Origin of the sequence: Blautia sp. HCP3S3_B11 (assembly GCF_052064435.1) — a bacterium.
Taxonomy (GTDB): Bacteria; Bacillota; Clostridia; order Lachnospirales; family Lachnospiraceae; genus Blautia_A.
Genome location: NZ_JBQHVP010000022.1, coordinates 16,035 through 40,053 on the forward strand (window position 1 = coordinate 16,035; position 24,019 = coordinate 40,053).

Annotated in this window: 25 protein-coding genes and 4 pseudogenes; 24 read left to right on the top strand and 5 right to left on the bottom strand. The window is 40.2% G+C overall.

Translation table 11 applies throughout. The features are described from left to right. Position 1: 1 nt before the first annotated feature. The 7 genes from frr to ACTNC0_RS15410 all read left to right on the top strand — a co-directional run bounded on the left by frr (position 2) and on the right by ACTNC0_RS15410 (position 7,083). On the top strand, positions 2–553 hold the full coding sequence (gene frr / locus ACTNC0_RS15380) for a ribosome recycling factor (protein ID WP_441088063.1): 552 nt from the start codon (positions 2–4) through the stop codon (positions 551–553). 146 nt (positions 554–699) lie between these two features. Continuing rightward, positions 700–1,437, top strand: coding sequence for an isoprenyl transferase (locus tag ACTNC0_RS15385; protein ID WP_441088102.1), 738 nt, complete (start codon positions 700–702; stop codon positions 1,435–1,437). A 3-nt stretch (positions 1,438–1,440) separates the two neighbouring features. Then, positions 1,441–2,235: a phosphatidate cytidylyltransferase gene (locus ACTNC0_RS15390; protein ID WP_441088064.1), complete on the top strand. Its 795-nt coding sequence runs from the start codon at positions 1,441–1,443 to the stop codon at positions 2,233–2,235. A gap of 47 nt (positions 2,236–2,282) precedes the next feature. Then, positions 2,283–3,425, top strand: a complete 1,143-nt coding sequence (gene dxr, locus ACTNC0_RS15395; RefSeq protein ID WP_441088065.1) for a 1-deoxy-D-xylulose-5-phosphate reductoisomerase — start codon at positions 2,283–2,285, stop codon at positions 3,423–3,425. 1 nt (position 3,426) lies between these two features. Next, a complete protein-coding gene (gene rseP, locus ACTNC0_RS15400; protein ID WP_441088066.1) occupies positions 3,427–4,722 on the top strand; it encodes an RIP metalloprotease RseP in 1,296 nt (431 codons plus the stop codon). A gap of 496 nt (positions 4,723–5,218) precedes the next feature. After that, complete coding sequence (locus tag ACTNC0_RS15405; RefSeq protein ID WP_441088067.1) at positions 5,219–6,712, top strand: sensor domain-containing diguanylate cyclase; 1,494 nt, start codon at positions 5,219–5,221, stop codon at positions 6,710–6,712. Positions 6,713–6,924: 212 nt separating this feature from the next. Further along, on the top strand, positions 6,925–7,083 hold the full coding sequence (locus tag ACTNC0_RS15410) for a helix-turn-helix domain-containing protein (protein ID WP_441088068.1): 159 nt from the start codon (positions 6,925–6,927) through the stop codon (positions 7,081–7,083). A gap of 259 nt (positions 7,084–7,342) precedes the next feature. Here the strand turns inward: ACTNC0_RS15410 and ACTNC0_RS15415 are convergent. Continuing rightward, positions 7,343–7,702: pseudogene (locus ACTNC0_RS15415) on the bottom strand (IS1634 family transposase); the annotation flags it as partial. A 282-nt stretch (positions 7,703–7,984) separates the two neighbouring features. Between ACTNC0_RS15415 and ACTNC0_RS15420 the strand changes: the two are divergent. The 4 genes from ACTNC0_RS15420 (at position 7,985) to ACTNC0_RS15435 (ending at position 12,324) form a co-directional block, all read left to right on the top strand. Further along, entirely contained in the window at positions 7,985–9,322 is a 1,338-nt protein-coding gene (locus ACTNC0_RS15420; protein WP_441088069.1) for a TrkH family potassium uptake protein, read from the top strand. Positions 9,323–9,341: 19 nt separating this feature from the next. Then, entirely contained in the window at positions 9,342–9,989 is a 648-nt protein-coding gene (locus ACTNC0_RS15425; RefSeq protein ID WP_055053464.1) for a potassium channel family protein, read from the top strand. Between the two features lie 72 nt (positions 9,990–10,061). Beyond that, a complete protein-coding gene (locus tag ACTNC0_RS15430) occupies positions 10,062–11,627 on the top strand; it encodes a sensor histidine kinase (protein WP_441088070.1) in 1,566 nt (521 codons plus the stop codon). Next, a complete protein-coding gene (locus tag ACTNC0_RS15435) occupies positions 11,620–12,324 on the top strand; it encodes a response regulator (RefSeq protein WP_441088071.1) in 705 nt (234 codons plus the stop codon). The genes ACTNC0_RS15430 and ACTNC0_RS15435 overlap by 8 nt, the downstream gene beginning before the upstream one ends. Positions 12,325–12,410: 86 nt before the next feature. On the opposite strand, the gene ACTNC0_RS15440 is transcribed toward ACTNC0_RS15435, so the two are convergent. Continuing rightward, on the bottom strand, positions 12,411–13,226 hold the full coding sequence (locus ACTNC0_RS15440) for a hypothetical protein (protein ID WP_441088072.1): 816 nt from the start codon (positions 13,224–13,226) through the stop codon (positions 12,411–12,413). A 454-nt stretch (positions 13,227–13,680) separates the two neighbouring features. Beyond that, positions 13,681–13,971 (bottom strand): annotated as a pseudogene (locus ACTNC0_RS15445) (transposase). 46 nt (positions 13,972–14,017) lie between these two features. Here ACTNC0_RS15445 and ACTNC0_RS15450 point away from each other — a divergent pair. The 5 genes and pseudogenes from ACTNC0_RS15450 to ACTNC0_RS15470 form a co-directional block, all read left to right on the top strand. Next, positions 14,018–14,743: pseudogene (locus ACTNC0_RS15450) on the top strand (RNA-guided endonuclease TnpB family protein); the annotation flags it as partial. Between the two features lie 158 nt (positions 14,744–14,901). Further along, positions 14,902–15,246 (top strand): DUF3791 domain-containing protein, encoded by a 345-nt coding sequence (locus ACTNC0_RS15455; RefSeq protein ID WP_441088073.1) that lies wholly within the window; start codon positions 14,902–14,904, stop codon positions 15,244–15,246. Positions 15,247–15,252: 6 nt separating this feature from the next. Beyond that, entirely contained in the window at positions 15,253–15,399 is a 147-nt protein-coding gene (locus tag ACTNC0_RS15460) for a DUF3990 domain-containing protein (RefSeq protein WP_441088074.1), read from the top strand. 166 nt (positions 15,400–15,565) lie between these two features. Continuing rightward, entirely contained in the window at positions 15,566–15,784 is a 219-nt protein-coding gene (locus ACTNC0_RS15465; protein WP_441088075.1) for a DUF3990 domain-containing protein, read from the top strand. A 272-nt stretch (positions 15,785–16,056) separates the two neighbouring features. Beyond that, the gene (locus ACTNC0_RS15470; RefSeq protein ID WP_441088076.1) at positions 16,057–16,788 is read left to right on the top strand and encodes a DUF554 domain-containing protein; all 732 of its coding nucleotides are present in this window, start codon (positions 16,057–16,059) and stop codon (positions 16,786–16,788) included. Positions 16,789–16,896: 108 nt separating this feature from the next. On the opposite strand, the gene ACTNC0_RS15475 is transcribed toward ACTNC0_RS15470, so the two are convergent. Then, the gene (locus ACTNC0_RS15475) at positions 16,897–16,995 is read right to left on the bottom strand and encodes a LysR family transcriptional regulator (protein ID WP_441088077.1); all 99 of its coding nucleotides are present in this window, start codon (positions 16,993–16,995) and stop codon (positions 16,897–16,899) included. Positions 16,996–17,232: 237 nt separating this feature from the next. On the opposite strand from ACTNC0_RS15475, the gene ACTNC0_RS15480 reads away from it, so the two are divergent. The 6 genes and pseudogenes from ACTNC0_RS15480 to ACTNC0_RS15505 all read left to right on the top strand — a co-directional run bounded on the left by ACTNC0_RS15480 (position 17,233) and on the right by ACTNC0_RS15505 (position 21,946). Then, positions 17,233–17,427, top strand: a complete 195-nt coding sequence (locus ACTNC0_RS15480; protein WP_441088078.1) for a hypothetical protein — start codon at positions 17,233–17,235, stop codon at positions 17,425–17,427. A gap of 337 nt (positions 17,428–17,764) precedes the next feature. Beyond that, positions 17,765–17,983 (top strand): hypothetical protein, encoded by a 219-nt coding sequence (locus tag ACTNC0_RS15485; RefSeq protein WP_441088079.1) that lies wholly within the window; start codon positions 17,765–17,767, stop codon positions 17,981–17,983. A gap of 86 nt (positions 17,984–18,069) precedes the next feature. Beyond that, a pseudogene (locus tag ACTNC0_RS15490) lies at positions 18,070–18,484 on the top strand (IS607 family transposase). Beyond that, positions 18,432–19,595 (top strand): RNA-guided endonuclease InsQ/TnpB family protein, encoded by a 1,164-nt coding sequence (locus tag ACTNC0_RS15495; RefSeq protein ID WP_441088080.1) that lies wholly within the window; start codon positions 18,432–18,434, stop codon positions 19,593–19,595. The pseudogene ACTNC0_RS15490 and the gene ACTNC0_RS15495 overlap by 53 nt, the downstream one beginning before the upstream one ends. Before the next feature lie 270 nt (positions 19,596–19,865). After that, positions 19,866–20,327, top strand: coding sequence for a hypothetical protein (locus ACTNC0_RS15500; protein WP_441088081.1), 462 nt, complete (start codon positions 19,866–19,868; stop codon positions 20,325–20,327). Between the two features lie 17 nt (positions 20,328–20,344). Then, on the top strand, positions 20,345–21,946 hold the full coding sequence (locus ACTNC0_RS15505; protein WP_441088082.1) for a serine/threonine protein kinase: 1,602 nt from the start codon (positions 20,345–20,347) through the stop codon (positions 21,944–21,946). Between the two features lie 95 nt (positions 21,947–22,041). On the opposite strand, the gene ACTNC0_RS15510 is transcribed toward ACTNC0_RS15505, so the two are convergent. Further along, positions 22,042–22,302 (bottom strand): helix-turn-helix domain-containing protein, encoded by a 261-nt coding sequence (locus ACTNC0_RS15510; RefSeq protein ID WP_216459801.1) that lies wholly within the window; start codon positions 22,300–22,302, stop codon positions 22,042–22,044. 162 nt (positions 22,303–22,464) lie between these two features. Here ACTNC0_RS15510 and ACTNC0_RS15515 point away from each other — a divergent pair, with 162 nt between their 5' ends. Further along, positions 22,465–23,745, top strand: a complete 1,281-nt coding sequence (locus tag ACTNC0_RS15515) for a YARHG domain-containing protein (protein ID WP_441088083.1) — start codon at positions 22,465–22,467, stop codon at positions 23,743–23,745. Between the two features lie 100 nt (positions 23,746–23,845). Beyond that, a complete protein-coding gene (locus ACTNC0_RS15520) occupies positions 23,846–24,019 on the top strand; it encodes a hypothetical protein (protein ID WP_441088084.1) in 174 nt (57 codons plus the stop codon).

The window sequence follows — 24,019 nt, forward strand, 5'->3', positions numbered from 1 at the left end:
AATGGATGAAAGAATTCAGAAATATGAAGAGAAAATGAAAAAAACACTGGTAAGCCTTGAGGGTGAACTGGCTACGATCCGTGCAGGACGTGCAAACCCGCATATCCTTGACAAACTTACAGTGGATTATTACGGAGCTCCGACACCATTACAGCAGGTGGCAAACATCACTGTTCCGGAAGCCCGTATGATTCAGATCCAGCCATGGGAATCCAGCCTGATCAAAGGAATCGAGAAAGCAATCCTTACTTCTGACCTTGGATTAAACCCAAGCAACGACGGTAAAGTAATCCGCCTTGTATTCCCGGAACTTACTGAGGAACGTCGTAAAGAGCTTGTAAAAGATGTTAAGAAAAAAGGTGAAGGTGCCAAAGTTGCAGTCCGTAACATCCGTCGTGATGCAAACGATGCATATAAGAAACTTGCAAAACAGGATGTGTCCGAGGATGAGATCAAAGAGCTTGAGAATAAGATCCAGAAGAGCACAGACAAATATATTAAAGAAGTTGATGCGGCAGTGGATGCAAAGAGCAAAGAGATCATGACCGTATAAGGGAAACGAAAAAGAGAGCTCCATGATGCGGGCTCTCTTGTTGTTTTTGCCAACTTGATATCAGAGATTGTCCCGCAGCCAGGCTGTTTTTGCAGTCTCACTTTCTTAAAGTCAGTGCAGAATGTGTGACTCTGGTATCATAAAATATAACAGAACAGGAAAAGGAAACAAAAAGTATGAATGTACCAAATCATATCGCCATTATTCTGGATGGCAACGGACGCTGGGCGAAAGCCAAGGGAATGCCGAGAAGCTATGGTCATGTGAAGGGCTGTGCCAATCTGGAGACAGTCTGCGATTACATGAAAGAACTGGGAGTCAAATACGTGACAGTATATGCGTTTTCCACAGAGAACTGGAAGCGTTCCAAAGAAGAAGTGGATGGTCTGATGAAGCTGTTTCGCAGCTATCTGAAGAAATGTATCAAACTGGCTGACAAGAATAAGATGAGAGTCCGCGTGATCGGAGAAATCTCCGCATTTGACCAGAATATCCAGGACAGCATCGTGCATCTGGAGGAGTATTCCCAGAAATATGATGAGATTTATTTCCAGATCGCATTAAATTACGGAAGCCGCGATGAGATCGTCCGGGGTATCCGCAAACTGGCACAGGATGCAGTGGACGGTAAAGTAAAGCCAGAGGAGATCAACGAGCATGTATTTGACAATTATCTGGATACCGCAGGAATCCCGGACCCTGATCTGATGATCCGTACGAGCGGAGAATTACGTCTTTCTAATTTCCTGTTATGGCAGATGGCTTATACGGAATTCTACTTCACAGATGTGGCATGGCCGGATTTCAATAAAGCAGAACTGGTAAAAGCCATTGAGAAATATAATCAGAGAGACAGAAGATACGGGGGAGTAAAGGAGGAATAAAGGATGTTTAAGACAAGACTCTTAAGCGGAATCCTGCTCGTGATCATTGCGCTTGCTACCATCATAAGCGGCGGCTATGTGCTGTTTTTCACACTTCTTGCTGTTTCTCTCATCGGAATGAGAGAGTTATATAAGGTAATGAAGGTGCAGGATGAGAAGCTGAATCTGCTGGCGGCAGCAGGATATATAGGTGCAGTGCTTTATTATCTGGCTGTACTGCTTGACTTTGAAAGATATGGTGTTCTGGCAATTATTTTTGGGCTGGTACTGATCATGTTTGTCTATGTATTCACATATCCGGCTTATCAGGCAGCTCAGGTGATGCCGGCGCTGTTTGGAATTGTTTATGTAGCAGTGATGCTGTCATTTATTTACCTTACCAGATGCCTTCCGGGCGGAAAGTTCCATGTATGGCTGATTTTCCTGTGTTCCTGGGGCTGTGATACCTGTGCTTACTGCGTGGGAATGCTGATCGGCAAGCATAAGATGGCACCAATCTTAAGCCCGAAGAAATCAGTGGAAGGTGCAGTCGGCGGTGTAGTTGGAGCTGCACTTCTGGGTGTGATCTATGCAGCGGCAACGCAGGGACCGATGCTGGAATATGCAGTGATCTGTGCAGTCGGAGCACTCATCTCCATGGTAGGTGATCTGGCAGCTTCTGCAATCAAGAGAAACCAGGGAATCAAGGACTATGGAAAACTAATCCCGGGTCATGGTGGAATCCTCGACAGATTCGATAGCGTGATCTTCACCGCACCGGTAATCTATTTTCTTTCTATTGTTATGATTGAGATATGATTGGATTTGGGATAATTGTTAACTGACAGTAAGAAAAAGAGGTATATATGAAAAAAGTAGCAATATTAGGTTCTACTGGCTCAATCGGAACACAGACGCTGGATGTGGTACGTGCAAACGCAGACCTGGAAGTAGTCGGCCTTGCGGCAGGAAGCAATGTGGAAATGCTGGAGAAACAGATTCGTGAATTTCACCCGAAACTGGTTGCCGTATGGAAAGAAGAAGCAGCCAGAGATCTGGCGGTGAGAGTACGGGATCTGGATGTAAAGATCGTAAGCCAGATGGGCGGTCTGATCGAACTTGCGAGAATGCAGGAATCGGATATTCTGGTCACAGCTATCGTGGGAATGATCGGAATCAGACCTACCATGGAAGCAATCCTTGCAGGCAAGGACATTGCATTGGCAAATAAAGAAACACTGGTGACAGCAGGTCATCTGATCATGCCGCTGGCAAAGCAGTTTAGTGTACAGATTCTGCCGGTAGATAGCGAGCACAGCGCAATTTTCCAGGCGCTTCACGGAGAGAAGAGAGAGCAGATACATAAACTGCTGATCACTGCCTCCGGCGGTCCTTTCCGCGGAAAGAAAACAGCTGACCTTGAGAAAGTAACTCTGGAAGATACCCTGAAGCATCCAAACTGGGTAATGGGACAGAAGATTACAGTCGATTCTGCTACATTGGTAAATAAAGGTCTGGAGGTTATGGAAGCGAGATGGCTTTTTGATGTAGATCTGGATCATATTCAGGTAGTGGTTCAGCCACAGAGCATCATTCACTCTATGGTGGAATTTGAGGACGGTGCAGTGATCGCACAGCTTGGAACACCTGATATGAGACTCCCGATCCAGTATGCATTATGCTATCCGGACCGGAGATTCTTAAAAGGCGACAGACTTGACTTCCATATGCTGAAACAGATTACCTTTGAAGAACCCGACAGAGAGACATTTAAGGGACTTCCGATGGCTATCGAAGCGGCGCAGACAGGCGGCAGCATGCCGACCGTCTTTAATGCGGCAAACGAGCTGGCGGTACGTAAATTCCTCCAGAAAAAGATAAGCTTTCTGGATATTTATGAGATTATCGGGCAGTCTATGAGCAGACATACGGCAGTTGTTGATCCGGATCTGGACCAGATCCTGGAAATCGAGAAAGAAACTTATCAATGGATCGAAAGCAGGTGGTAGATTGAAAATTATTATTGCAATCCTCATATTCAGTGCAATCATTCTCTTCCATGAATTGGGACATTTTCTCTTTGCAAAGCTGAATAAGATCGTAGTTACAGAGTTTTCTCTTGGGATGGGACCGAGACTGCTGAGTACGGAGAAAAACGGTACCAGATATTCGCTGAAACTTCTTCCTATCGGCGGTTCCTGTGCCATGCTGGGAGAGGATACGGATATAGAGAATGAGCCGGGAACTTTTAACAGTGCATCGGTGTGGGGCAGGATCTCAGTGGTTGCTGCCGGACCGGTCTTTAACTTTATCATGGCATTTGTACTGTCTGTGATCATTGTAGGAGCTGTGGGATATGAGCCGTCCAGAGTGCTTTCCGTAACGGAAGGATCTGCCGCTGAGAAAGCCGGACTGAAGGAAGGCGACATAATCACCAGCTATCAGGGATATCACATTGACCTGGGAAAAGATCTCTATGTGTATTCCTATCTGAATGAACTGAAAGAGGGAGACACCATCAATCTGACTGTTAAGCGTGACGGAAAGAAGATGGATATTTCCTATAAATCGGATACAAATGTGAGATATCTTCTGGGCTGCAACTTCAATGGTGACGATGCTTCTGCCATGACAGTGGAATCTGTGATGGACGGAATGCCATTACAGGCAGCAGGTGTTCAGGCCGGAGATGTGATCACCTCGATCAATGGAACAGAGATCTCCAATTCAGAAGACTATCAGAAATATATACAGGAGAATCCTCTGACAGGAGCTCCGGTAGAATTAGCTTATAAACGAGATGGAAAGACATACGATATCACGGTTACTCCAAAAGAGTACCGCACGGCAGAATCAGGATTTACGTATAACGTATATTGCGAGAAAGCCAAAGGTCTGGATGTGATCAGATACGGCGCAGTAGAAGTAAAATACATGGTCCGCACAACAATCCTCAGCCTGAAAGAACTGGTTACAGGCAAACTTGGGATGAAAGACTTAAGCGGTCCGGTCGGTGTGGTCGATGCGATTGGAACGACCTATGAGGAAAGCAAGAGCGAGGGAACGATGATCCTGTGGATGAATATGCTCAATATGGCAGTTCTTCTCTCTGCAAACCTTGGCGTAATGAACCTCCTGCCTCTTCCGGCATTGGACGGAGGACGTCTGGTATTTCTTATTATCGAAGCAATACGCAGAAAACCGATCAACAGAAAAGTGGAAGGTTCCATACACTTCGCCGGGCTGATGCTTCTGATGGCATTGATGGTATTTGTCATGTATAATGACATTGTGAAGCTTATTTAACCGAATCAAGTAAGTCCCCTGCGGAGGTTGTGAAGAGCAATAAGCTGGGGGTGGGGATTTGCTTGTATCAGGAGGGGTGCAAGCCCCTTCTGATAAACTGCGGGGCTGTTATTTGGTATAGAATACTGCTGTACAGGACTTAAAAATGACAGATTTTCAAAAAAATGGAACTCTGTCATTTTTTTACGTTAATTTGTGAAAGAAACAGGCCTGAATATATAGATTTTTTGCGCTGCTTTTGCTATATTAGAGATATTCTGATGTTTATCTGTCAGACAAATATGTTTAAGTGTGTAAACATGTTTGTCTGGCGTCTGATTGTCTGCTTTTTACAGGATAGTATTGTATTCAGTTGACGATGCTGCCGCATTGCCTCATTCAAATGCTCCGCCGATAAAAAATTATTCTGTGGAGTTTTGCCAGATATTAAGTTGGAATAAGGATCAGGATAGTGTGTGTGAAAGTAACAAAATGGAAAAATGTGAGGTGCAAAAAGATGGCAACAAGGAAGAAAAAGAAAAATGAAACAACAGCATATGTAAAGGCAGTTCTCATCTTTATATGTGCAGTAGGTGTAAGTCTGGTCATATTTTTGCTGGGCGTACAGAGTTCTATTGAGAAGAGGTCACAGAAAACAATTGTGACAAATGTTTCAAGACAAAGTGAACACGTAAAATCTATTCTGGACATTCATTACGGATATCTGAATGGCATTGCAAAAGAGATAGGAAAGTCTGACAATCTGCTGTCGGATGCAAATATGGAGATGCTGGATGCTCTTGCTGAAGAAACGGCATTGGAGAGGACGGCGCTGATAGAACCGGATGGAACTGCCCACTATGACAACGGGGTGACGAAAAATGTATCTGCCAGAAGATATTTCAAAGAGGCAATCAGGGGAAAAGAAACGCTGAGTGATCCTCTGGAGAGCAGTGTAGATCAGGAAACCAGAGTGGTTCTGGGCGTACCGGTATGGAAAGATGAAGAGGTAATCGGAATCCTTTGCGGTTCCTACAATGTAACTTCATTAAGCCATATGCTCTTTAATGATTTCTTTGAAGATGTCGGATATACACTGATAACTACCGGCAATGGTGAGATTATTGCTTATGACGGAGATTTGACCTATCACAAGATTACATATGGAGATAATTTTTTCAGATTTTATGATGATCAGACAATGCTTGGCGGGTCCTCTCTTGGGAAGGTAAAGAAGGATTTTACAACGGGTACAGATGGTATGATGATAATGCGAAACGGAAATGACCGCAGTTCAGACCGTTACCTGGCCTATACCGGTATGGGACTGAATGACTGGATGATCTGTTATGTAATTCCGGTTTCAAAAGCGCAGAAGTCCTACGATTTCATTCGATGGTATGAACTGATATTTACCGTAGGATTTGTCATCATGGTATGTCTGCTGATTCTGTATATTTTTCATAAAACAAAATCCAGAAATATGCAGCTCCTTAAGGCAGCAGAGACGGATGCGCTGACAAATGCCTATAATAAAAGAAGCACAGAAGAGAAAATCAATGATGTGCTGCAGAAGCATCCACAGGAACCGGGAACCTTTGTGATCATGGATGTGGATCGTTTTAAATATGTCAATGACAGATACGGGCACGCCGTAGGAGACAAAGTCCTCCAGCAGTTTGGACAGATTCTTCAGGCGCATTTCCGCGAGGGCGACATCATAGGCCGTATCGGCGGAGATGAGTTCATAGTATTTATGCGGAAAACAGAGAATAAAGAAGGTGCTGTTGCGAGAATCGAGGATCTGCTGCAGAAAATGGAGAATCTTCCTTTCGCAGAAATGAACGGAGAGAATGTGACCATCAGTGTCGGAATCTCCTTTGCCCCGGAACATGGAACGGGATATCTTGACCTGTATAAGAAGGCAGACATCGCACTGTACAAGACCAAGCAGAGCGGAAGAGACGGATTTAATGTCTATCAGGAAGAGACAAGAGAAGAACAGAAATAATGTCAGGATAATAATAGAAATGATAGGATAAAAGATAAGCAAAAATAAAAATATGTCTGAGTGTGGGAATGATTTTTCAGACACACTCTAGGAAAGGATATAGAAGAAACGAAAGAAAATGGACGAAAACACAGTATTACCGCTGATAAATTCAACATTTGAGCCAGGACACGCATTAGAAAAAGCGGAGAGCTTCAAGGATAAAAACTTTCGTGATATTGCACTGGCGGAACTATAGCAACTGGAGCAACCAGGAAATCGCCGACCACCTCGGAACCTCACTAAATACTGTCAAACATTACCTGACGGATATTTTTGATAAGCTGCATGTGAGGAAGAGGGATGAGTTGAGGGATTTTGTGCTGAAGTGAAGAGAAGTAAAGAAGAAATAAAGAAAAAATGCGCATTTGGCTTGTGCGCGTTTTTCTTTATTTTTGGAAAGTTATAATTAACAGATGCCAACAATATTGGTAATGAAAAAAGGTATTTCTAAAAATGAGTTTGATATATGAAGTCAGATACTGTATAGTCCCGTTTTCGACAGTTGATGAAGAATAAAATGGCAGAATCCATTGATTTTATTGGGGTTCTGCCGCTTTTGTATGGTTAAAAAAATGTTGTATGGAAATACTACCTTGAAATTTTTTTGATTTTTTTATTCAGTTCTTTTGGCAGATAGTATTTTTTATCAAGATCAAGCCCGGTTATCGCATTCAGGGCAGTACATATTTGAGAATTGGTGTAGGTTGACATATAGCACATATCCTCGATATTTGCCACATCTATACTGTTTAAAGTTTCTATCAGATTGTCTGTTGTGCAATGAGTACCATACATTTCCAGCTTTTTCTCCATCAGTCGATAAATGAGCAGTGAAGTGTAACAGATCATGAAATGGGCAATGATACGTTCACGCTTCTGATGAAAGACCGGACGTGCAGAGAAATTTGTTTTTATCACGCGAAAACAGTCTTCGATCTTATAACGGTTTCATGCGCAGTATTGTATCACTTGTTTTGCATAAATACAACACCATACAACAAAAATAAATGCAAAATTTGACATAAAAAAAGCCGTATTTCTGCGGTTTGTAAGGATTCTATGATTGAACAAGTGTCGAAGATCCGGCCTTGGGTAAAAGTGCTGACTGTCTTTATACAATCTTAATACGGAATCATAGACTTTTATACTATCTTTGAAAGCAATTGTATATAATAAAACGCATTATGAAGATATTGCTATAGAATCATTAGTAAGGAGTTATGATCATTTATGCCGGAAAAAATGTGTAAGAAAAAACACCTGACGTCTTTTCAGCTGATTATTCTGGGATTTGCAGGTGTGATCCTTTTGGGAAGTATTTTGCTGATGCTTCCGGTTTCTTCTTTAGAGAAAGTGCCGACGCCATTTCATGAGGCACTTTTTACAGCCACTTCAGCAGTATGCGTTACGGGACTTGTATTAAAGGACAGCGGAAGTTACTGGTCTGTGTTCGGACAGACGGTTATTCTTGCGCTTATACAAATAGGTGGATTTGGAGTAGTAACCGTAGCGGCAGCGGTTTCGCTTCTTTCAGGGAAAAAAATATCTCTCATGCAAAGAAGTACAATGCAGGATGCAATTTCAGCACCTAAAGTTGGAGGAATCGTCAGACTGACAAGGTTCATTTTAAAGGGGACTCTTTTGATTGAAGCAGCAGGAGCTATGTTATTGCTGCCGGTTTTTGCATCAGATTATGGCTTAAAGGGAATCAGGATGGCAGTCTTTCATTCTGTTTCTGCTTTTTGTAATGCAGGATTTGACATTCTGGGAACAGCAGATAATGCCTTTCCGTCTCTGACGGGCTATTCCAGAAATATCCTTATAAATGTGGTAATTATGCTGCTGATCATTACAGGAGGAATTGGTTTTCTTACCTGGGATGATATTTATAGGAATAAAATGAATTTTAAACGTTACCGCATGCAAAGCAAGATTATTCTCATGACTACTGTATGCCTGATTGTTTTTCCGGCATTTTTTTTCTTTGCCTGTGATCTGAAAAACCTGCCTGCGGGAGAACGCCTGTTAGCTGCCATGTTTCAATCGGTAACTACAAGAACTGCCGGCTTTAATACCATAGACATTTCAGAGATGAGCGAGGCATCAAAAGCGGTTATGATACTGTTAATGTTGATCGGTGGTTCGCCGGGTTCTACAGCAGGAGGAATGAAAACAACCACTTTTACGGTACTGATTTTAAATGCAATTGCAACCTTTCGCAGTCAGGAAAATGCAGGGGCTTTTGGACGAAGACTGGAGTATCATGTGATAAAAAATGCAGCCACAATAGCTATGCTCTATTTTACATTATTCTTTTGTGGAGGTGTTGCAATCAGCGTATACGAAGGTCTTCCCCTTTTGGATTGTCTGTATGAAGCAGCTTCAGCTGTGGGCACGGTAGGTCTGACCTTGGGAGTCACACCGGGACTTCATGTTTTTTCACAAGTTGTGCTGATCATACTGATGTATCTGGGACGTGTAGGCGGCCTGACCCTGATTTATGCAGTATTCTCAGGAAGAAATAAGGGAAATGCAAAGCTTCCTCTGGAGAAAATCACAGTTGGATGAGAAGGAGAAAAGTAATATCATGAAGAATGTATTGATTATTGGACTTGGAAGATTTGGAAGACATATTGCCATGCAGCTGAATCAGCTTGGGCATGAAATTATGGCAGTTGACTGGAATGAAGAAAGGGTGGACAAAGTGCTTCCGTTTGTGACTAACGCCCAGATCGGGGACAGTACCAATGCTGAATTTTTACAATCCCTTGGAATTGGAAACTACGATATCTGTTTTGTGACTATTGGAGGAAGCTTTCAGAATTCTCTTGAGACCACTTCACTTCTGAAAGAACTGGGAGCAAAACTGGTAATATCCAGAGCTGAACGTGATGTCCAGGAAAAATTTCTTTTACGCAATGGTGCAGATAAGGTGGTTTATCCGGAAAAGCAGGTTGCAAAATGGGCATCTATCCGTTACACAGATGATCATATCCTTGATTATATGGAGGTGGATGCTTCCCATGCGATTTTTGAGGTAGAAGTGCCGGAGGAATGGACTGGAAAAACTGTAGGCGGACTGGATATCAGAAAGCGTTACAATATTAATATTCTGGCGGTAAAAAATGAAGGAGAATTTAATATTGCAATTTCTCCGGATACGTATTTGGAAGAGAATAGTAAATTACTGGTGCTGGGAGAATACAGAGCTCTTCAGAAGTGCTTCCGCATATAGTAAAAAAGACTTTTGACCACAACACAGCCCCATGATATAATTTTCAAAACAGTAAAAAAGGTGGGGGACAGGATGAGTTTAAAAAATGTGAATCATCAGAAACGGTCATTCACATGGTCTATGGAAAAACCGTCTGCAAAGGATTATTTTCTGACGGTATTTATATTTGTGGTATGCACTTTAATTGGTCTGTTGTTTCAGAAACTGAATTTTACGGATACGAATATTGTAACCATATATATTCTGGGGGTTTTGCTTACTTCGATTGTGACAGATGGTTATCTTTGCAGTGTGGCAGGCTCTTTCTTAAGTGTATTTTTATTTTGTTTTTTTCTGACAGAACCAAGGATGTCTTTTAAAACCTATGCGGTGGGTTATCTGGTGACATTTTTTATAATGCTTATTTCATCCGTACTTACGGGAGCACTTGCAGCAAAGCTGAAAACACATGCAAAGCTGTCTGTACAGCTTGCTTTTCGTACACAGATTCTGTTCGATACAGACCGTCTGCTGCAAAAGGCAAAAGGAGAAACAGAGATTCTTGATGTTACCTGTACACAGCTTCTCCGCCTGTTAAACCGCAATATTACAGCATATGTAGTAGAAAACGGAACTTTATCAGAAGGAAAGCTTTTTTCCGGGGAAAAAGAGGACACAGAAGATTTTTTGATACCAGAAGAGCAGCAGATAGCCAGATGGGTCTGTGAAAACAGGCAGCATGCCGGTGCGTCCACACACCATTTTCCTCAGGCTAAATGTTTATATCTGGCAATCCGGAGCGGGGATAATGTTTACGGTGTGATCGGGATACCATTGCAAAAAGAAACACTGGACTCTTTTGAATACAGCATCCTGTTGTCTGTAATAAATGAATGTGCGCTTGCAATGGAAAATGCGAAAAATGCATTAGAAAAAGAAAAAAATGCAGTTATGGCCAAAAATGAACAGCTGCGGGCAGATCTTCTTCGGGCGATTTCGCATGATCTTCGTACGCCGCTTTGCTCCATTTCCGGTAATGCAGATATGTTGCTTGGCAATAGCGACCGTCTGGACGAAGCTACAAAACATCAGATTTATAGCGATATCTATGATGATTCTGAATGGCTGATCGGAGTTGTGGAGAATCTGCTTTCCATTACCAGACTGAATGACGGAAGACTGAAATTTAAATTTACAGACCAGCTTCTGGATGAGGTGATTGCAGAATCCCTGCGGCATATCAGCCGGAAACATGATGATTATAAAATTGTGACAGACTGCGAAGAACTTGTTCTTGCACGTATGGATGTACGTCTTATTATGCAGGTTCTGGTAAATTTAGTTGACAATGCAATAAAATATACACCACCGGGTTCTGTGATCTGTATTCGGGGAACGAAAACAGATGGGAAAGCGCAGATAAGTGTGGAAGATAATGGCCCGGGAATTCCGGAAGAAATGAAGTCACATATTTTTGAGATGTTTTATACAGGGAAAACAACAGTTGCGGATAGTCAACGAAGTCTGGGACTTGGACTGGCACTTTGCAGCTCTATTATAGAAGCACATGAAGGAACCCTGGTTCTGACAGATCATAATCCTCATGGATGCAATTTTACTTTTACTTTACCCTTAAGCGAGGTGACATTAAATGAATAAAACATTAATTCTGGTGGTTGAAGATGACAGACCCATACGCAATCTGATCGTTACTACATTAAAAACACATGACTATAAATATCTGACTGCAGAAAACGGATCTTCAGCTATTCTGGAAGCTTCGTCCCACAATCCGGATATTGTTCTTCTGGATCTGGGGCTTCCTGATATGGAAGGGGTAGAAGTGATAAAAAAAATCCGTACCTGGTCGAACATGCCGATTATTGTGATCAGCGCCAGAAGTGAGGACACAGATAAAATAGAGGCGCTGGATGCAGGAGCGGATGATTATATTACGAAACCGTTCTCTGTTGAGGAATTACTTGCGCGTATCCGTGTCACCCAGAGGAGACTTGCGGTTATGCAGAGCGGAGAGCAGATAGAAAACTCTGTTTTTGAGAATGGTGGATTAAAGATAGACTATACGGCAGGCTGTACATATCTGAAGGGAGAGGAATTGCATCTGACACCTATAGAATATAAGCTGCTCTGTCTTTTGTCCCGCAATGTGGGAAAGGTATTGACACATACCTATATTACCCAGCAGATTTGGGGACGGTGTTCGGATAATGACGTTGCTTCTCTCAGAGTTTTTATGGCAACATTGCGAAAAAAACTGGAGCCTGAGAAAAATGGGGTGCAATACATCCAGACCCATATTGGCATTGGATATCGTATGCTTAGAATTGAAAAGTAAAAGGCTGGATACGGAGTATGTCACAGAGGATATCGCCCAACCATCTGATTTGATGATTCAGCAATATCCTCTTTTTACATTTATTTCTATAATACAATAAGAAGGAATCCTCCCAATATTAACAGCAATGAGGAAACAACGGAAAAGATCTGGGATCCTACACCTGGGGTACCGCCCTGTTTGATTGCTTCATCACGGTCAAGTTTATTTTTCATCAGATTCTCTGTGATTCCAGGTGCGGATTTGAGAGTCTGTCCGTCCTGTATGCCGATAGCGGTTACGGTTTGCCCTGTTTGGAAATCAGCAGCAGAATAATAATAACGAACATCATATTCTTTATGTGAACGTGTCGTCTGGTTCGATGGTTCTATAAAATGCTTCTGTGTGTAGGTGTTATCCGGTACGTATGTATAACCGGCAGATGATAATGCTGCTTTATCGTAATCTTCCCAGGTTTTGGTCAGCACAATATCATCAATAAAATCCTGCGAAAGTGCATAATTTCCAATTTTCCCCTGGCCGGATACCGGCATGCTGCTGAAAGATGACTTCCATTCCAGAACGCCATATTTCTTTTCGTCGTCAGTCATTGCCTCCTTCTTTTTGGAAGAAGATTTTGTTAATTTCATTGTCTGTTTTGAACTCGAAATGCGGATGCTGTCGAAGTCCAGTCCAAGTTCATCATCATGTGCCGGTTCAGTCTGCTCAAATGTGCCGCATACAATGACTGTTTTTCCATCGTTTTCCGGGTCGATCGTATCTGCTGCATCAACGTAAACTGCGTCTTTCAGAGCTGCTTTTGTTTTGGGGTTATCCACAAAGATCATCTTCAAAGCAGATACAAAAAAGAATATTCCGATTATTAAAAGGAGAATCCCTCCTGCTTTCTTCAATATCTTCATAATTTTCATCACCTTCCCTTTCTGTTAATATTTTCTGCAAGTATTTCAATCATATTATTATATATTTTGCTTCGTTTGTCACTGTCACTTGCGATAGTAACAGGTTGTCAGTAAACAGTGTTATCGGTTGGAATAGTGCATACTGCTGGAAGATGAAAGCTTTTTTGTTGCCTTGTAGATATGACAGAGACTACATTATTTTATGGAATTGAGATAGGATTCATGCTATTATAAACAGTAATAAGACGGATAATAAGAAGGTATGCTTTACAAATGGAAGCGGATATAAGATGGCAGGATAAAAAAACTTCCAATTGGAATAGAAAAGATTGAGTTAAAACTATGAAGAGAGGTAGTGGATATGGAAAAAGACCCATTTAAGGAATTTTCGTTTGTCATGGGCGGAAACCCACTGCCTTTAGGCGGTGGGAGGAGCTTTGTAAATCGTTATCTATTATCCCTGACTCTCAATATATTTTTGTATAGTTGCTGATGACACTTCTCCAATGCTACAAGCAAAATAACCATCTGACCAAAATATTTTTTTTCCAATACTGTTTTGATAAGACCGAATTATACTTTTGCCATAAGTAGTATGTTGTTTCCTGCTTTACAATTTTAACAATGTCGCATACTCTATCCGTTGCATCATAACTTAACAAAAATGTATATGGTCTTTGTCTGTTTCCATAGCAATTATTTCGTAGCCACAAGTATTAGCTATATCGAGAATCTTTTGTTTCACATCATCAGCAATAGAGCCTTGTAGTAGTTGTTTGTGGTATTTGGTTAACCATTCTATTTACAAGTTTGGTACTGCCAAACTTGTAAATAAACATGGTAAATACTATCTGCATATACCAGTTACCTATGAGGTTGAAGAAAGTAATATTTCTGATATTTGTAATGTTGTAGGTATTGACAGAGGTATTAACTTTGTTGTTGCAACTTATGACAGCAAACATAAGTCTGGATTTGTTAGTGGTAAAGCTATTAAACAGAAACGGGCTAATTATTCCAGGCTTCGTAAAGAACTTCAAATGCGACATACGCCATCCTCAAGGCGAAGACTAAAAGCTATCGGTCAGCGAGAAAACCGTTGGATGCAGGATATTAACCATCAGGTATCGAAGGCACTCGCCACCGGTAATCCAAAGCATACTCTCTTTGTAGTAGAAGATTTGACTGGTATTCGCAATGTTACAGAACGTGTCAAAACAAAAGACCGCTATGTTTCTGTATCATGGTCTTTTTATGACCTTGAGCAGAAGCTGATTTACAAAGCGAAGCAGAATCAATCTTCTGTAATAAAGGTGGGTCCTCGTTATACCAGTCAATGCTGTCCTGCTTGTGGACATACTGAAAAGTCTAATCGTAATAAGAAAATACATTTGTTTACTTGCAAAAACTGCGGTTATACGTCTAATGATGACCGTATTGGAGCTATGAATCTGTATCGTATGGGAATAAACTATCTTGCTGATAGCCAAGTACCTAATACAGTTGTAACAGAGTAAACTCTGCTACAAAGGGTGCTGTCAACCACCCAATGATGTAACGCCACTTTAGGCAGCAATGCCTATTGGGGATAAAAGGTCGGAGGCGTAAGCCGTTACTACGACTGGGCAGTTACAAGCCCATTACCTTTAGGTGATGGGTAGTTGACATAAGTGGAATGTTAGATGCAAAAGTGGACATTCGAGATATAAAAGTGGACATTGAAAATATACTTTCCGAAAAAGGAAGCGATTTTTCAGTAAAAACGACTGCCTATATCCATAGACTCTTTGAGAAGTTTGGACTTGATGGAATATTTGGAAGAAGTGCAGTTATGGAACTTCTTGAGTTGAAAAGTTCGGGTGCTTCAAAAGAGTGGCATTTACCTGTTGAACAGATTATCCACTTGTTTAAAGAAGCTGATGTTCTTGGATATATAGAAAAATGTTATGGGATTTTTCATTGTGAAGGCGATGAAGCTGTGCTTGAAGATATTACTGAATTTTGCAAGGAAAGGGGATAGAGATTAGTGCTTGAGTTAAAAGACGGATTTGTTCTCTATCATGGAAGCTATTGTGAAGTAAAAGAGCCAGAACTTGCCAAATGTGCAAAGAGAAAAGATTTTGGGCAGGGATTTTATTTAACCACATCCAAGGAGCAGGCAGAAAGTTTTTAAGAACCTCTATAGCCAAAGCAATCGTAACAGGAACAATTGAAGAGGGACAGAAGTTCGGATATATTTCGACTTTTGAATTCAAACTTTCAGGAAATCTTGAAACGCATATTTTTGAAAATGCAGATGTAGACTGGTTACATTGCATTGCAGCTCATCGAAAGAAAAAATGTTTATCGAAGTTGAACGTGAAATGGCGAGGTATGATATCATTGCAGGAAAGATTGCGGATGATACAACAAACGCTACCCTTACTGCTTACCTTGCCGGGGCTTTCGGGACAGCAGGCAATAAGGAGGCAGACGATTTCTGCATCAGACAGTTGCTGCCCAATAAACTAAAAGATCAATATAGCTTCAAAACAGAATCCGCTATTATGTTGACCTGATCACGGTTCCTGGTGTACAATGTCATCCGTTGGATCCGTCCAACAATCCGGCTTATCACCCGGGAATACGCGAACGTGGTGTGGCATGCAAGGCAATCTTTGACTGCACTGTAACGTTCAATTAGAAAGATCGTTTCCAGAGAACTCAGTTTATGGACATAAATCCGAAACACTGGCTGCCGGATATGTTTTAAATAATAAGAAAAAGCTTCAGGCAGATGTCAAAAAAACGGCATTTGCCTGAAATCAGGTAAAGGAGAGAGAAAAAAACTATGCCTATTGGAGTAATTATCAACGAATTATCCGTAGTTATAGGAGGAATCCTGGGTGCCCTTATGGGACATAAGTTAAGTCCGAAATTCAAGGCAGACATTACCCTGGTGTTCAGTGTATGTTCTATGGGAATGGGAATCAGTACTATCGGCCTGATGGAAAATATGCCGGCGGTTATTTTTTCCATCGTAATCGGAACAGGAATCGGTCTTGCGATTCATCTTGGGGAAAAAATCAATGTCGGTGCAGGTGCAATGCAGAGAGTGATCAGCAAATTTATCAAGAATTCAAATTCTGAAATGTCTGAAGATGAATTTATGAACACTTTAGTGACAATTATCGTATTGTTCTGTGCCAGCGGAACCGGAATTTATGGTTCTATCGTATCCGGTATGAGTGGAGATCATTCTGTATTGATTTCCAAATCTATTCTGGATTTATTTACAGCGGCGATCTTTGCATGCAGTCTGGGAATGGTTGTATGCATGATCGCGATTCCGCAGGTGATTATTTTCCTGATTCTGTTTTTTGCGGCAACGGCGATTTTCCCGCTGACAACACCGGGGATGATCAATGACTTTAAAGCCTGTGGTGGATTTCTGATGCTTGCAACAGGATTCCGTATGGTGAAACTGAAAAACTTCCCGACTGCGGATATGATACCGGCTATGGTGCTGGTCATGCCGATGTCATGGTTCTGGGTGACTTATGTACTTCCGTTGGTATCTTGATGATTTTCTGATATTTTCCTGATACCTTTCTGGAATTGGAAGATTACAGTATGTTGGACAGCAAAGATGATTCATTTTATTATCAGTTTAAAGTTCGTTCGGAACGATTCAATCAGATGCCTGAGTCGTATATAAATTCTCCGCCGCCACAGAGAAATTTCCGCTGTGGACGACTTCGAGGAAGTATTGAATTTGTTGGATGTCCATAGATGGCACTCCTTTGTGTAAGATATCGATATTGTATAATTGTATTCTAACGTAAATAATTCCTGCTTGGAATAGTTAGGAGGTTTCCTGTGCTGCTGTTCACTGGCAGTGTTACTGGGCACGGAGTGAACAGTAACTTTCCTGTTTTACGCTAAAAAGGTTTCATGTTATCATTATATAAAATAAAATTAAGAGATTTATTTATATTAAGAAACCTTTTGCTCGCGAAATCTGATAATGCAGGAGGCGAAAATTCTGCTGGGACTGTTAAGTCATATGGAGAACTGGGCTGTCTGGTCGAATATAGAATCTGGTGAAGGTTATAGTGATATTTTGCTGGAAGTTCCACAGAATCGTGTCGGAGTGGTGATCGAGATGAAATATGCTCAGGAAGACAGACTGGAGGCGGCTTGTACAGAGGCTCTGAAATAGATTGAACAACGTCAGTATGCGGCAAGGTTAAAGAGTGACGGGATGAAGAATATTGTAAGTTATGGCATTACCTGCTACAGGAAACATTGTAAAGTTAAGATAAGGAAAGAAAATTTTTGATCTGTTGCTTGAAAACTTAAAACAAGAACGGCAATTATGAAAGACAAAATATAGTCAAAACGTATAAGAGAAACATAGACATAGAAATACAATGATGCTATAATTTTTTTTAGATAACGAAATCAGAAGTTTATGTCTGCACTGTAGGTAATGCATAAAATCTGATCTGCAAATGCAGAAAATGGAAATTAAAATGAAAAAAACGGAGATATTTCACATGTCTAAAATTGTAAATCTGTCTTCAGCAACTGAGAGAAAAGAAAAATTAAATGAACTGTATGAAAATATGGAAGAACTGAAAAATCAATTTGCAGAGCTTATCGATGAATACGAGGAGAAAGAAAGCGGCAGCAGAAATGTGGATGTTCTGATCGAGGCACTGGATGCTTTGGAAGATGCAGCAGAAGCGATTGAGGATGTACTGGAAGGTTGTTAGCAGTTAAATATATTATAAAATTATATAAGCACATGTTTAGTTTTATAAGATATTAGAGTAGAATATTATTGAAAGGAGTTGATACTTTGAGTAAATATTATTCTATACAAGAATTTTCAAAAATTATAGGCGTATCTGCCCAGACATTACGAAATTGGGATGCCAATGGAAAACTTCATCCGCATCATACTACAGTAAGTGGCTATAGATATTATTCTGATGAGCAACTCAACCAGGTAATTATTGCGATTTGGTTTTGAGCTGATAGAATATATCGCTTTACTTTATAATTGTGAGATTGAGATTATTGATAATACTGAAAAATCCGAACAGCAGGAACTTGTTGAAGATCTGGTTCAGATAATCACAGTATTCAGTTGTAAATTACAGGGAGAACGAGCGAATAAAGCTAAGAAACTTATCCGTGAACTGATACAGGAGGAAACAGATGGTAAAAGCCATAAAAGTAATGCTGATACCAAACAATGTACAGAAAACTAAGATGTTTCAGTACGCAGGTGCTTCAAGATTTGCTTATAACTGGGCTTTGGCCAGGGAAATAGAGAACTATGAAAAAGGCGGCGGATTCATTTCAGATGCAGAACTCAGAAAAGAATTTACGAAGCTTAGACATTCTGATGAATATGCATGGTTACTGAATATCTCAAATAATGTAACCAAACAGGCAATTAAAGATGCCTGTACTGCTTATAAGAACTTTTTCAGAGGTTTGCAAAAGTTCCCAAGATTCAAGTCAAAAAAGAGAGCAATGCCGAAGTTCTATCAGGACAACGTTAAGATACGCTTCAGTAATACACACGTTAAATTTGAAGGCTTTTCTTCCAGCAGGAAAGCAAATAAACAAAAAATGAATTGGGTAAGACTTGCAGAACATGGACGTATTCCGACAAATGCTAAATATATGAACCCGAGAATATCCTTTGACGGATTGAACTGGTGGATCAGCGTATGTGTAGAATTTCCTGACTGCAGGGAAACACTTAATGATGACGGAATCGGCATAGACCTGGGAATCAAAGATCTGGCTGTCTGCTCTGATGGGACTAAGTATAAGAACATCAATAAGAGTCAGAAAGTAAAGAAATCAGAAAAACAGAAACGCAGATTACAGCGTAGTATCTCTCGTTCTTACGAGAAAAATAAGAAAGGGGAAAGTTACTGTAAAACAAATAATGTAATCAAAAAGGAAAAACTTTTATTAAAACGAAATCACAGATTAACAAACATCCGTAAAAATTATTTAAATCAGACCATATCGGAGATCGTAAATCGAAAACCAAGATTTATATGTATTGAAGATCTGAATGTCAGCGGAATGATGAAAAACAGACATTTATCGAAAGCAGTTCAGGCACAGGGATTTTTCTGGTTTAGAAAACAGCTTGAATATAGGTGTAGCGATAAAGGAATCCAGCTTATTGTGGCCGATCGGTTTTATCCATCCTCAAAGCTTTGCTGCTGTTGTGGAAACATCAAAAAAGATCTGAAGTTATCTGACAGAGTTTATAGATGTGCGTGTGGGAATATGATTGACAGGGATTTCCAGGCATCTATAAATCTCAAGACTTATGGAGAAAAATTTGCAGGCTGACACTGAAATGTTAATGCAAATATGTACGGATACGTTAGTCCGGAATTTACGCCTATGGAGAGTACAAGAACTTGTGAGTAGATTGATATTTATATCATCAAAAGCATACTCGCTGAAGTAGGAATGGAACATAGAAGTTTATAACTTTTTATAAGTTTTCAGTAACGGGTAATAAACAGTCAGTCGAATTTTGCAATAAATTGTAATAAAGTAAAGAGCTGATTTGATTAAATCAGGCAAATGTAAACCCGAGAACGGCATGGTTAAAAGATGAAAATAGAAGAGAAAAAGACAAAGACAACAGAAGAATTAAAAAATGAGCTGGAAAGCGTAACTGACAGTACACAGCTTGAAAACTGGATAGACCAAAATCAGGATCAGAAGCTTAATTTCGCAGAATATTTTAATGAACTATGTGAGGAAAAAGGCGTTAAAATAAGTGACATTTATATGAACAGTGCAATCGGAAAGTCCTTTGCCTACTATATGCGTAATGGGACAAAGCTTCCATCGAAAGAAACCGCGATTAAGGCAGCGTTTGTATTAAATGCTACACTGGAAGAAACCAACCTTTTATTGAAGGCGTCCGGAAACAAAGAACTTTATCCCAGACGGGAGGAAGATGCCATTATAGAGTTTGCAATCAGAAATCATCTGGACGTTTACCAGACAGAGGAACTTCTGAAAAAGCGTGGCCTGAAAATGAGTCTTCTTGATAAAGAAAAAAAGTGAAATGATGTGACTGTGATATGGAATCATTGGAAAAACAGTTTTTCTTTTCCCAGTATCAATCCCTGGATGTGATTGCGGAATCAGAGAAAAGTAAAGTAGAAAGAGTCTTTTATACTCCCAGGCAGACAGTATGCGTGGTAAAAACTTACTATAACCGAAACCTGGAAGAGCTTTACCGACGACTGAAGGATATTCATCATAAAAATCTTGCAGCAGTATATGATGCTATTTTCTGTGACGGGAATACTTATGTCGTAGAAGAGCTTATAGATGGTGAGACGCTTGCCGAATATATACAGATGGAAGGGATTTTTACAGAAAAAGAAGTGCTTTCTATTATAAAAGAGGTGTGTGATGGTCTGGAAAAACTTCACAGCCAGAATCCGCCACTGATTCACAGAGACATAAAGCCGGGCAATGTGATGCTTCGAAGCGATGGAAGCGTGAAACTGATTGACTTTGACACAGTGCGCAGTTACAAAGATACAAAAAACCAGGACACTGTATTGCTTGGAACGAAAGAGTATGCATCTCCGGAACATTACGGATACGGGCAGACGGGAATTACCAGTGATATTTATTCCGTCGGCGTTATGATGCATGAAATGCTCACGGGAAAAATACTGGAGAATCATAAAACAGTATATAAAGGACGCCTCTTGCCGGTGATCAATCGCTGTATTCAGGTAGATTCCAAAAGACGATTTCATTCAGTAGAAGAACTGGAAAAAATGCTGGCGACCTATGAGAAACCATGGGGAGTGCTAAGCAGAAACAAGAGAAAGCTAGGAGTGCTTTGTGGAATTGTCTGTGTATTTGCCATCGGTGCAGCTGTCTGGAATGCAAAGCAGGAAAAGTGGCCCGGATTAGAGCAGGCATATGAAAACCAGGAATCACCACAGCTTCTGCTGGAAAATAAAAAAGTCAATAAAATGCTGAAAGAACTTCTGGGAACACAGTATTCTTATGTTAAGGAATGCCTGTATTCTATCAGTGATGATGTCAGTTATCTGGACGGCAGGTATTTTATGAAAGGCGGTATGCCGGGAATGTACACAATTATGGAAGCAGCAGTTTCCTTAAGCGAAACAGGGGAGCTTGAATGTGCATTTCTTAAAGATGGCATCTGTCATTATTATACAAACACAGCAGACTTATATGATACTCCGTCAAAGCAGATGAGAGAATGGATATTTTCCTATGAAGATTATACGATTCAATTCCATAAGGATGATTTGAACAGAGCTGATACAGATGATGATGTAACAGATACTGATTCTGAAATAACAGAACCGGAAAAGAATGCTACATCAGATGTAATTGTTCCCGGAACATATACCAGAGAGGACTCGTCAGCTTATCTCACATTCGAAAAGTCAGAAGACGGAACATACTCTGTAAAGGGCGGCGCATCATGGAGTGTCAATACAGGAGAGATAGATGGTCCATTGACACAGATCAACTCCCAGCAGTATTTATATACAGAGGATGACGCAGATGGAGAAATTTATGCGGAGTTGAAACTGGTGGTAATTGATGGGAAAATATATGCAGAAACGCTGAAAGGAGAATTCGGCGGGTTGAATGTGCGGTTTGATGGGATGTATAAAAGACAGTAGAAAATAAAAAGTCCACCGCGGGTGGGCGAAATGAAAGAACCTATGAATGTATAATAAATACATTCATAGGTTCTTTGCTTACTGTGAGCATTGATTTATGAATTTTGATTTGCTGATGCAGCCCCCGCGGAAGAGTTCGAAGGTTTCCGCGGGTAAGCATCCTTAACATCCGTAAGCCCGGCCAGATAATCCATACTTGTATTAAGAGCCAGAGCAATCCGGCGGCATTGCTCGAAAGTATAGTAGCGTTTACCATTTTCAATCTTGGAATAATCACTTTGATCAATACCTGTGAGATGCTGCATCTTTATCTGTGTGTAGCCCCGCTCGCGGCGCAGTTCTTTTAAACGTGACATAGACGCCTCCTTTTACAAGATTATGGCATAATGACCTATTGACTTTAGGGGTAAACTGACCTATTATAAAACCAGAAAATATAGTAAAAACAGGGATGAATTTTGTATTTATGAAAAGATTATTATCTTTTGTAAAAGAAAAAATACAGGGGGAAGATTAAAATGAAGAAAAAATTAATTGGATTTCTGATATTTGCAATATTGATAAGTGGACAAGGTGAGGTAGTGCCTGTTTTGGCAGTGGATTCTGATGTGTCTCAATTTAATTCTGAAAATGAGACAGAAAACACAGGAACAATAGTAACGGATTCATTGCCACAAGATGCGGATTCTTATCTGATTGCGGATAGTGCAACAAGAGTTATATCTGCTGATGAAGTTGGATCATTCGATAGGAATTTGTTAAAAATGTCAATTAAAGAAATATATGCTCGTCGTGGTGTAAAGTTTGCTGATGCAGATATACAGGCATATTTTTCAAATAAAAGCTGGTATGTAGGAACGATATCTGAAGCTGATTTTAGTGATGATATGTTGAATGATATAGAAAAACAGAATATATCAATTTTGAATGAGTGTATACAAAATTATTCTGAAAATATTTCTAATGATACGGAGTATGAAAATTTAAATGATGCAGTTGCAATAGAAGATTTTGAGAGTTATATAGGAAAAAAGGTTATTTATACTGGAAGGTTAGTAGCCAATAATGTAAGCGCATTTTCTGTAGAAGGCGGAGGACCACAAATGCCTTATATTACCGTAAATTATGATCCTGATAAGTACGATAGGACGTTAAGTAATCAGGAAATATCAGAGAATCCTGTATCGATAACTGTATGGGGAACTCTGACAAGTGGTGGAAATGCACCACAGATAGACATGGAGCATATATTCATGGGCGGAAATGATGCAGGAAAGGCAAGCGCCAGATTAGTGAACTATGATTATTTTAAAGGTAACTGGCCGGAGAACATAGGAGAAATTGTAAAATGCATCGGTATTTTTAGAATGGATAGCAGATGGCAGACATGGGATAATAGTACTTCTGACCAGGATTTTTTGGAGAGATTTTGTAATAGCCCGCAGGATGAGAGTACCTACTTATCATCAGGAAATAAATTTGATTATTTAAATTTGTCATATAATTTCAGTGCGATTGGAGAAATGTCCATTAATGGTGTTACGACATCACAAAGTTTTGCAAATACTCCGGTTGCTGTATATGGCAGTATGGTAAATTCTGGAATTATGTGTGTAGAATATATAGAACCGCTTCCGGAAAATCAATGGACTCCGGAAATTGAAAGTATGAATGAGTTGACAGAAAGAATTTTATCTGAAGAAGAGGAATACATGATGAATGATTTAAGGGAAGATTGGGGATTCCTTTTTGAAGATGAAGATGAATACTATGAAGAAGGAGAAGATGATGAATACTAAAGGACAGATGTAATCTGGGAGTATACCCAATAATTACAAGGGGTGATGTGATTAGGAAAACAAAAATTTCAAAATAACAATTAGGAAGGAGCGAATAAAAATGAGAAAAAAAGTAGGTTTATTTTTTGCTTTATTTGCAAGTGTACTGATGTTGACGGTAAATGGAAAGACTGTTCTTGCAAATGCAGAGTTTAGTGATGGAAATGAGGTGCTGGAGGAAGAAAGCCAAGAAATTGCTACATTTAATGATGGAGTAACAGATAAGATGACATAG

Bases quoted from the DNA above. Each gene is read 5' to 3' on its own strand.
- frr (WP_441088063.1), top strand. From the start codon at position 2: ATGGATGAAAGAATTCAGAAATATGAAGAGAAAATGAAAAAAACACTG.
- ACTNC0_RS15390 (WP_441088064.1), top strand. From the start codon at position 1,441: ATGTTTAAGACAAGACTCTTAAGCGGAATCCTGCTCGTGATCATTGCG.
- dxr (WP_441088065.1), top strand. From the start codon at position 2,283: ATGAAAAAAGTAGCAATATTAGGTTCTACTGGCTCAATCGGAACACAG.
- ACTNC0_RS15405 (WP_441088067.1), top strand. From the start codon at position 5,219: ATGGCAACAAGGAAGAAAAAGAAAAATGAAACAACAGCATATGTAAAG.
- ACTNC0_RS15420 (WP_441088069.1), top strand. From the start codon at position 7,985: ATGCCGGAAAAAATGTGTAAGAAAAAACACCTGACGTCTTTTCAGCTG.
- ACTNC0_RS15425 (WP_055053464.1), top strand. From the start codon at position 9,342: ATGAAGAATGTATTGATTATTGGACTTGGAAGATTTGGAAGACATATT.
- ACTNC0_RS15430 (WP_441088070.1), top strand. From the start codon at position 10,062: ATGAGTTTAAAAAATGTGAATCATCAGAAACGGTCATTCACATGGTCT.
- ACTNC0_RS15435 (WP_441088071.1), top strand. From the start codon at position 11,620: ATGAATAAAACATTAATTCTGGTGGTTGAAGATGACAGACCCATACGC.
- ACTNC0_RS15440 (WP_441088072.1), bottom strand. From the start codon at position 13,226: ATGAAGATATTGAAGAAAGCAGGAGGGATTCTCCTTTTAATAATCGGA.
- ACTNC0_RS15455 (WP_441088073.1), top strand. From the start codon at position 14,902: ATGTTAGATGCAAAAGTGGACATTCGAGATATAAAAGTGGACATTGAA.
- ACTNC0_RS15465 (WP_441088075.1), top strand. From the start codon at position 15,566: ATGTTTATCGAAGTTGAACGTGAAATGGCGAGGTATGATATCATTGCA.
- ACTNC0_RS15470 (WP_441088076.1), top strand. From the start codon at position 16,057: ATGCCTATTGGAGTAATTATCAACGAATTATCCGTAGTTATAGGAGGA.
- ACTNC0_RS15475 (WP_441088077.1), bottom strand. From the start codon at position 16,995: ATGGACATCCAACAAATTCAATACTTCCTCGAAGTCGTCCACAGCGGA.
- ACTNC0_RS15480 (WP_441088078.1), top strand. From the start codon at position 17,233: ATGCAGGAGGCGAAAATTCTGCTGGGACTGTTAAGTCATATGGAGAAC.
- ACTNC0_RS15485 (WP_441088079.1), top strand. From the start codon at position 17,765: ATGTCTAAAATTGTAAATCTGTCTTCAGCAACTGAGAGAAAAGAAAAA.
- ACTNC0_RS15495 (WP_441088080.1), top strand. From the start codon at position 18,432: ATGGTAAAAGCCATAAAAGTAATGCTGATACCAAACAATGTACAGAAA.
- ACTNC0_RS15500 (WP_441088081.1), top strand. From the start codon at position 19,866: ATGAAAATAGAAGAGAAAAAGACAAAGACAACAGAAGAATTAAAAAAT.
- ACTNC0_RS15505 (WP_441088082.1), top strand. From the start codon at position 20,345: ATGGAATCATTGGAAAAACAGTTTTTCTTTTCCCAGTATCAATCCCTG.
- ACTNC0_RS15510 (WP_216459801.1), bottom strand. From the start codon at position 22,302: ATGTCACGTTTAAAAGAACTGCGCCGCGAGCGGGGCTACACACAGATA.
- ACTNC0_RS15515 (WP_441088083.1), top strand. From the start codon at position 22,465: ATGAAGAAAAAATTAATTGGATTTCTGATATTTGCAATATTGATAAGT.
- ACTNC0_RS15520 (WP_441088084.1), top strand. From the start codon at position 23,846: ATGAGAAAAAAAGTAGGTTTATTTTTTGCTTTATTTGCAAGTGTACTG.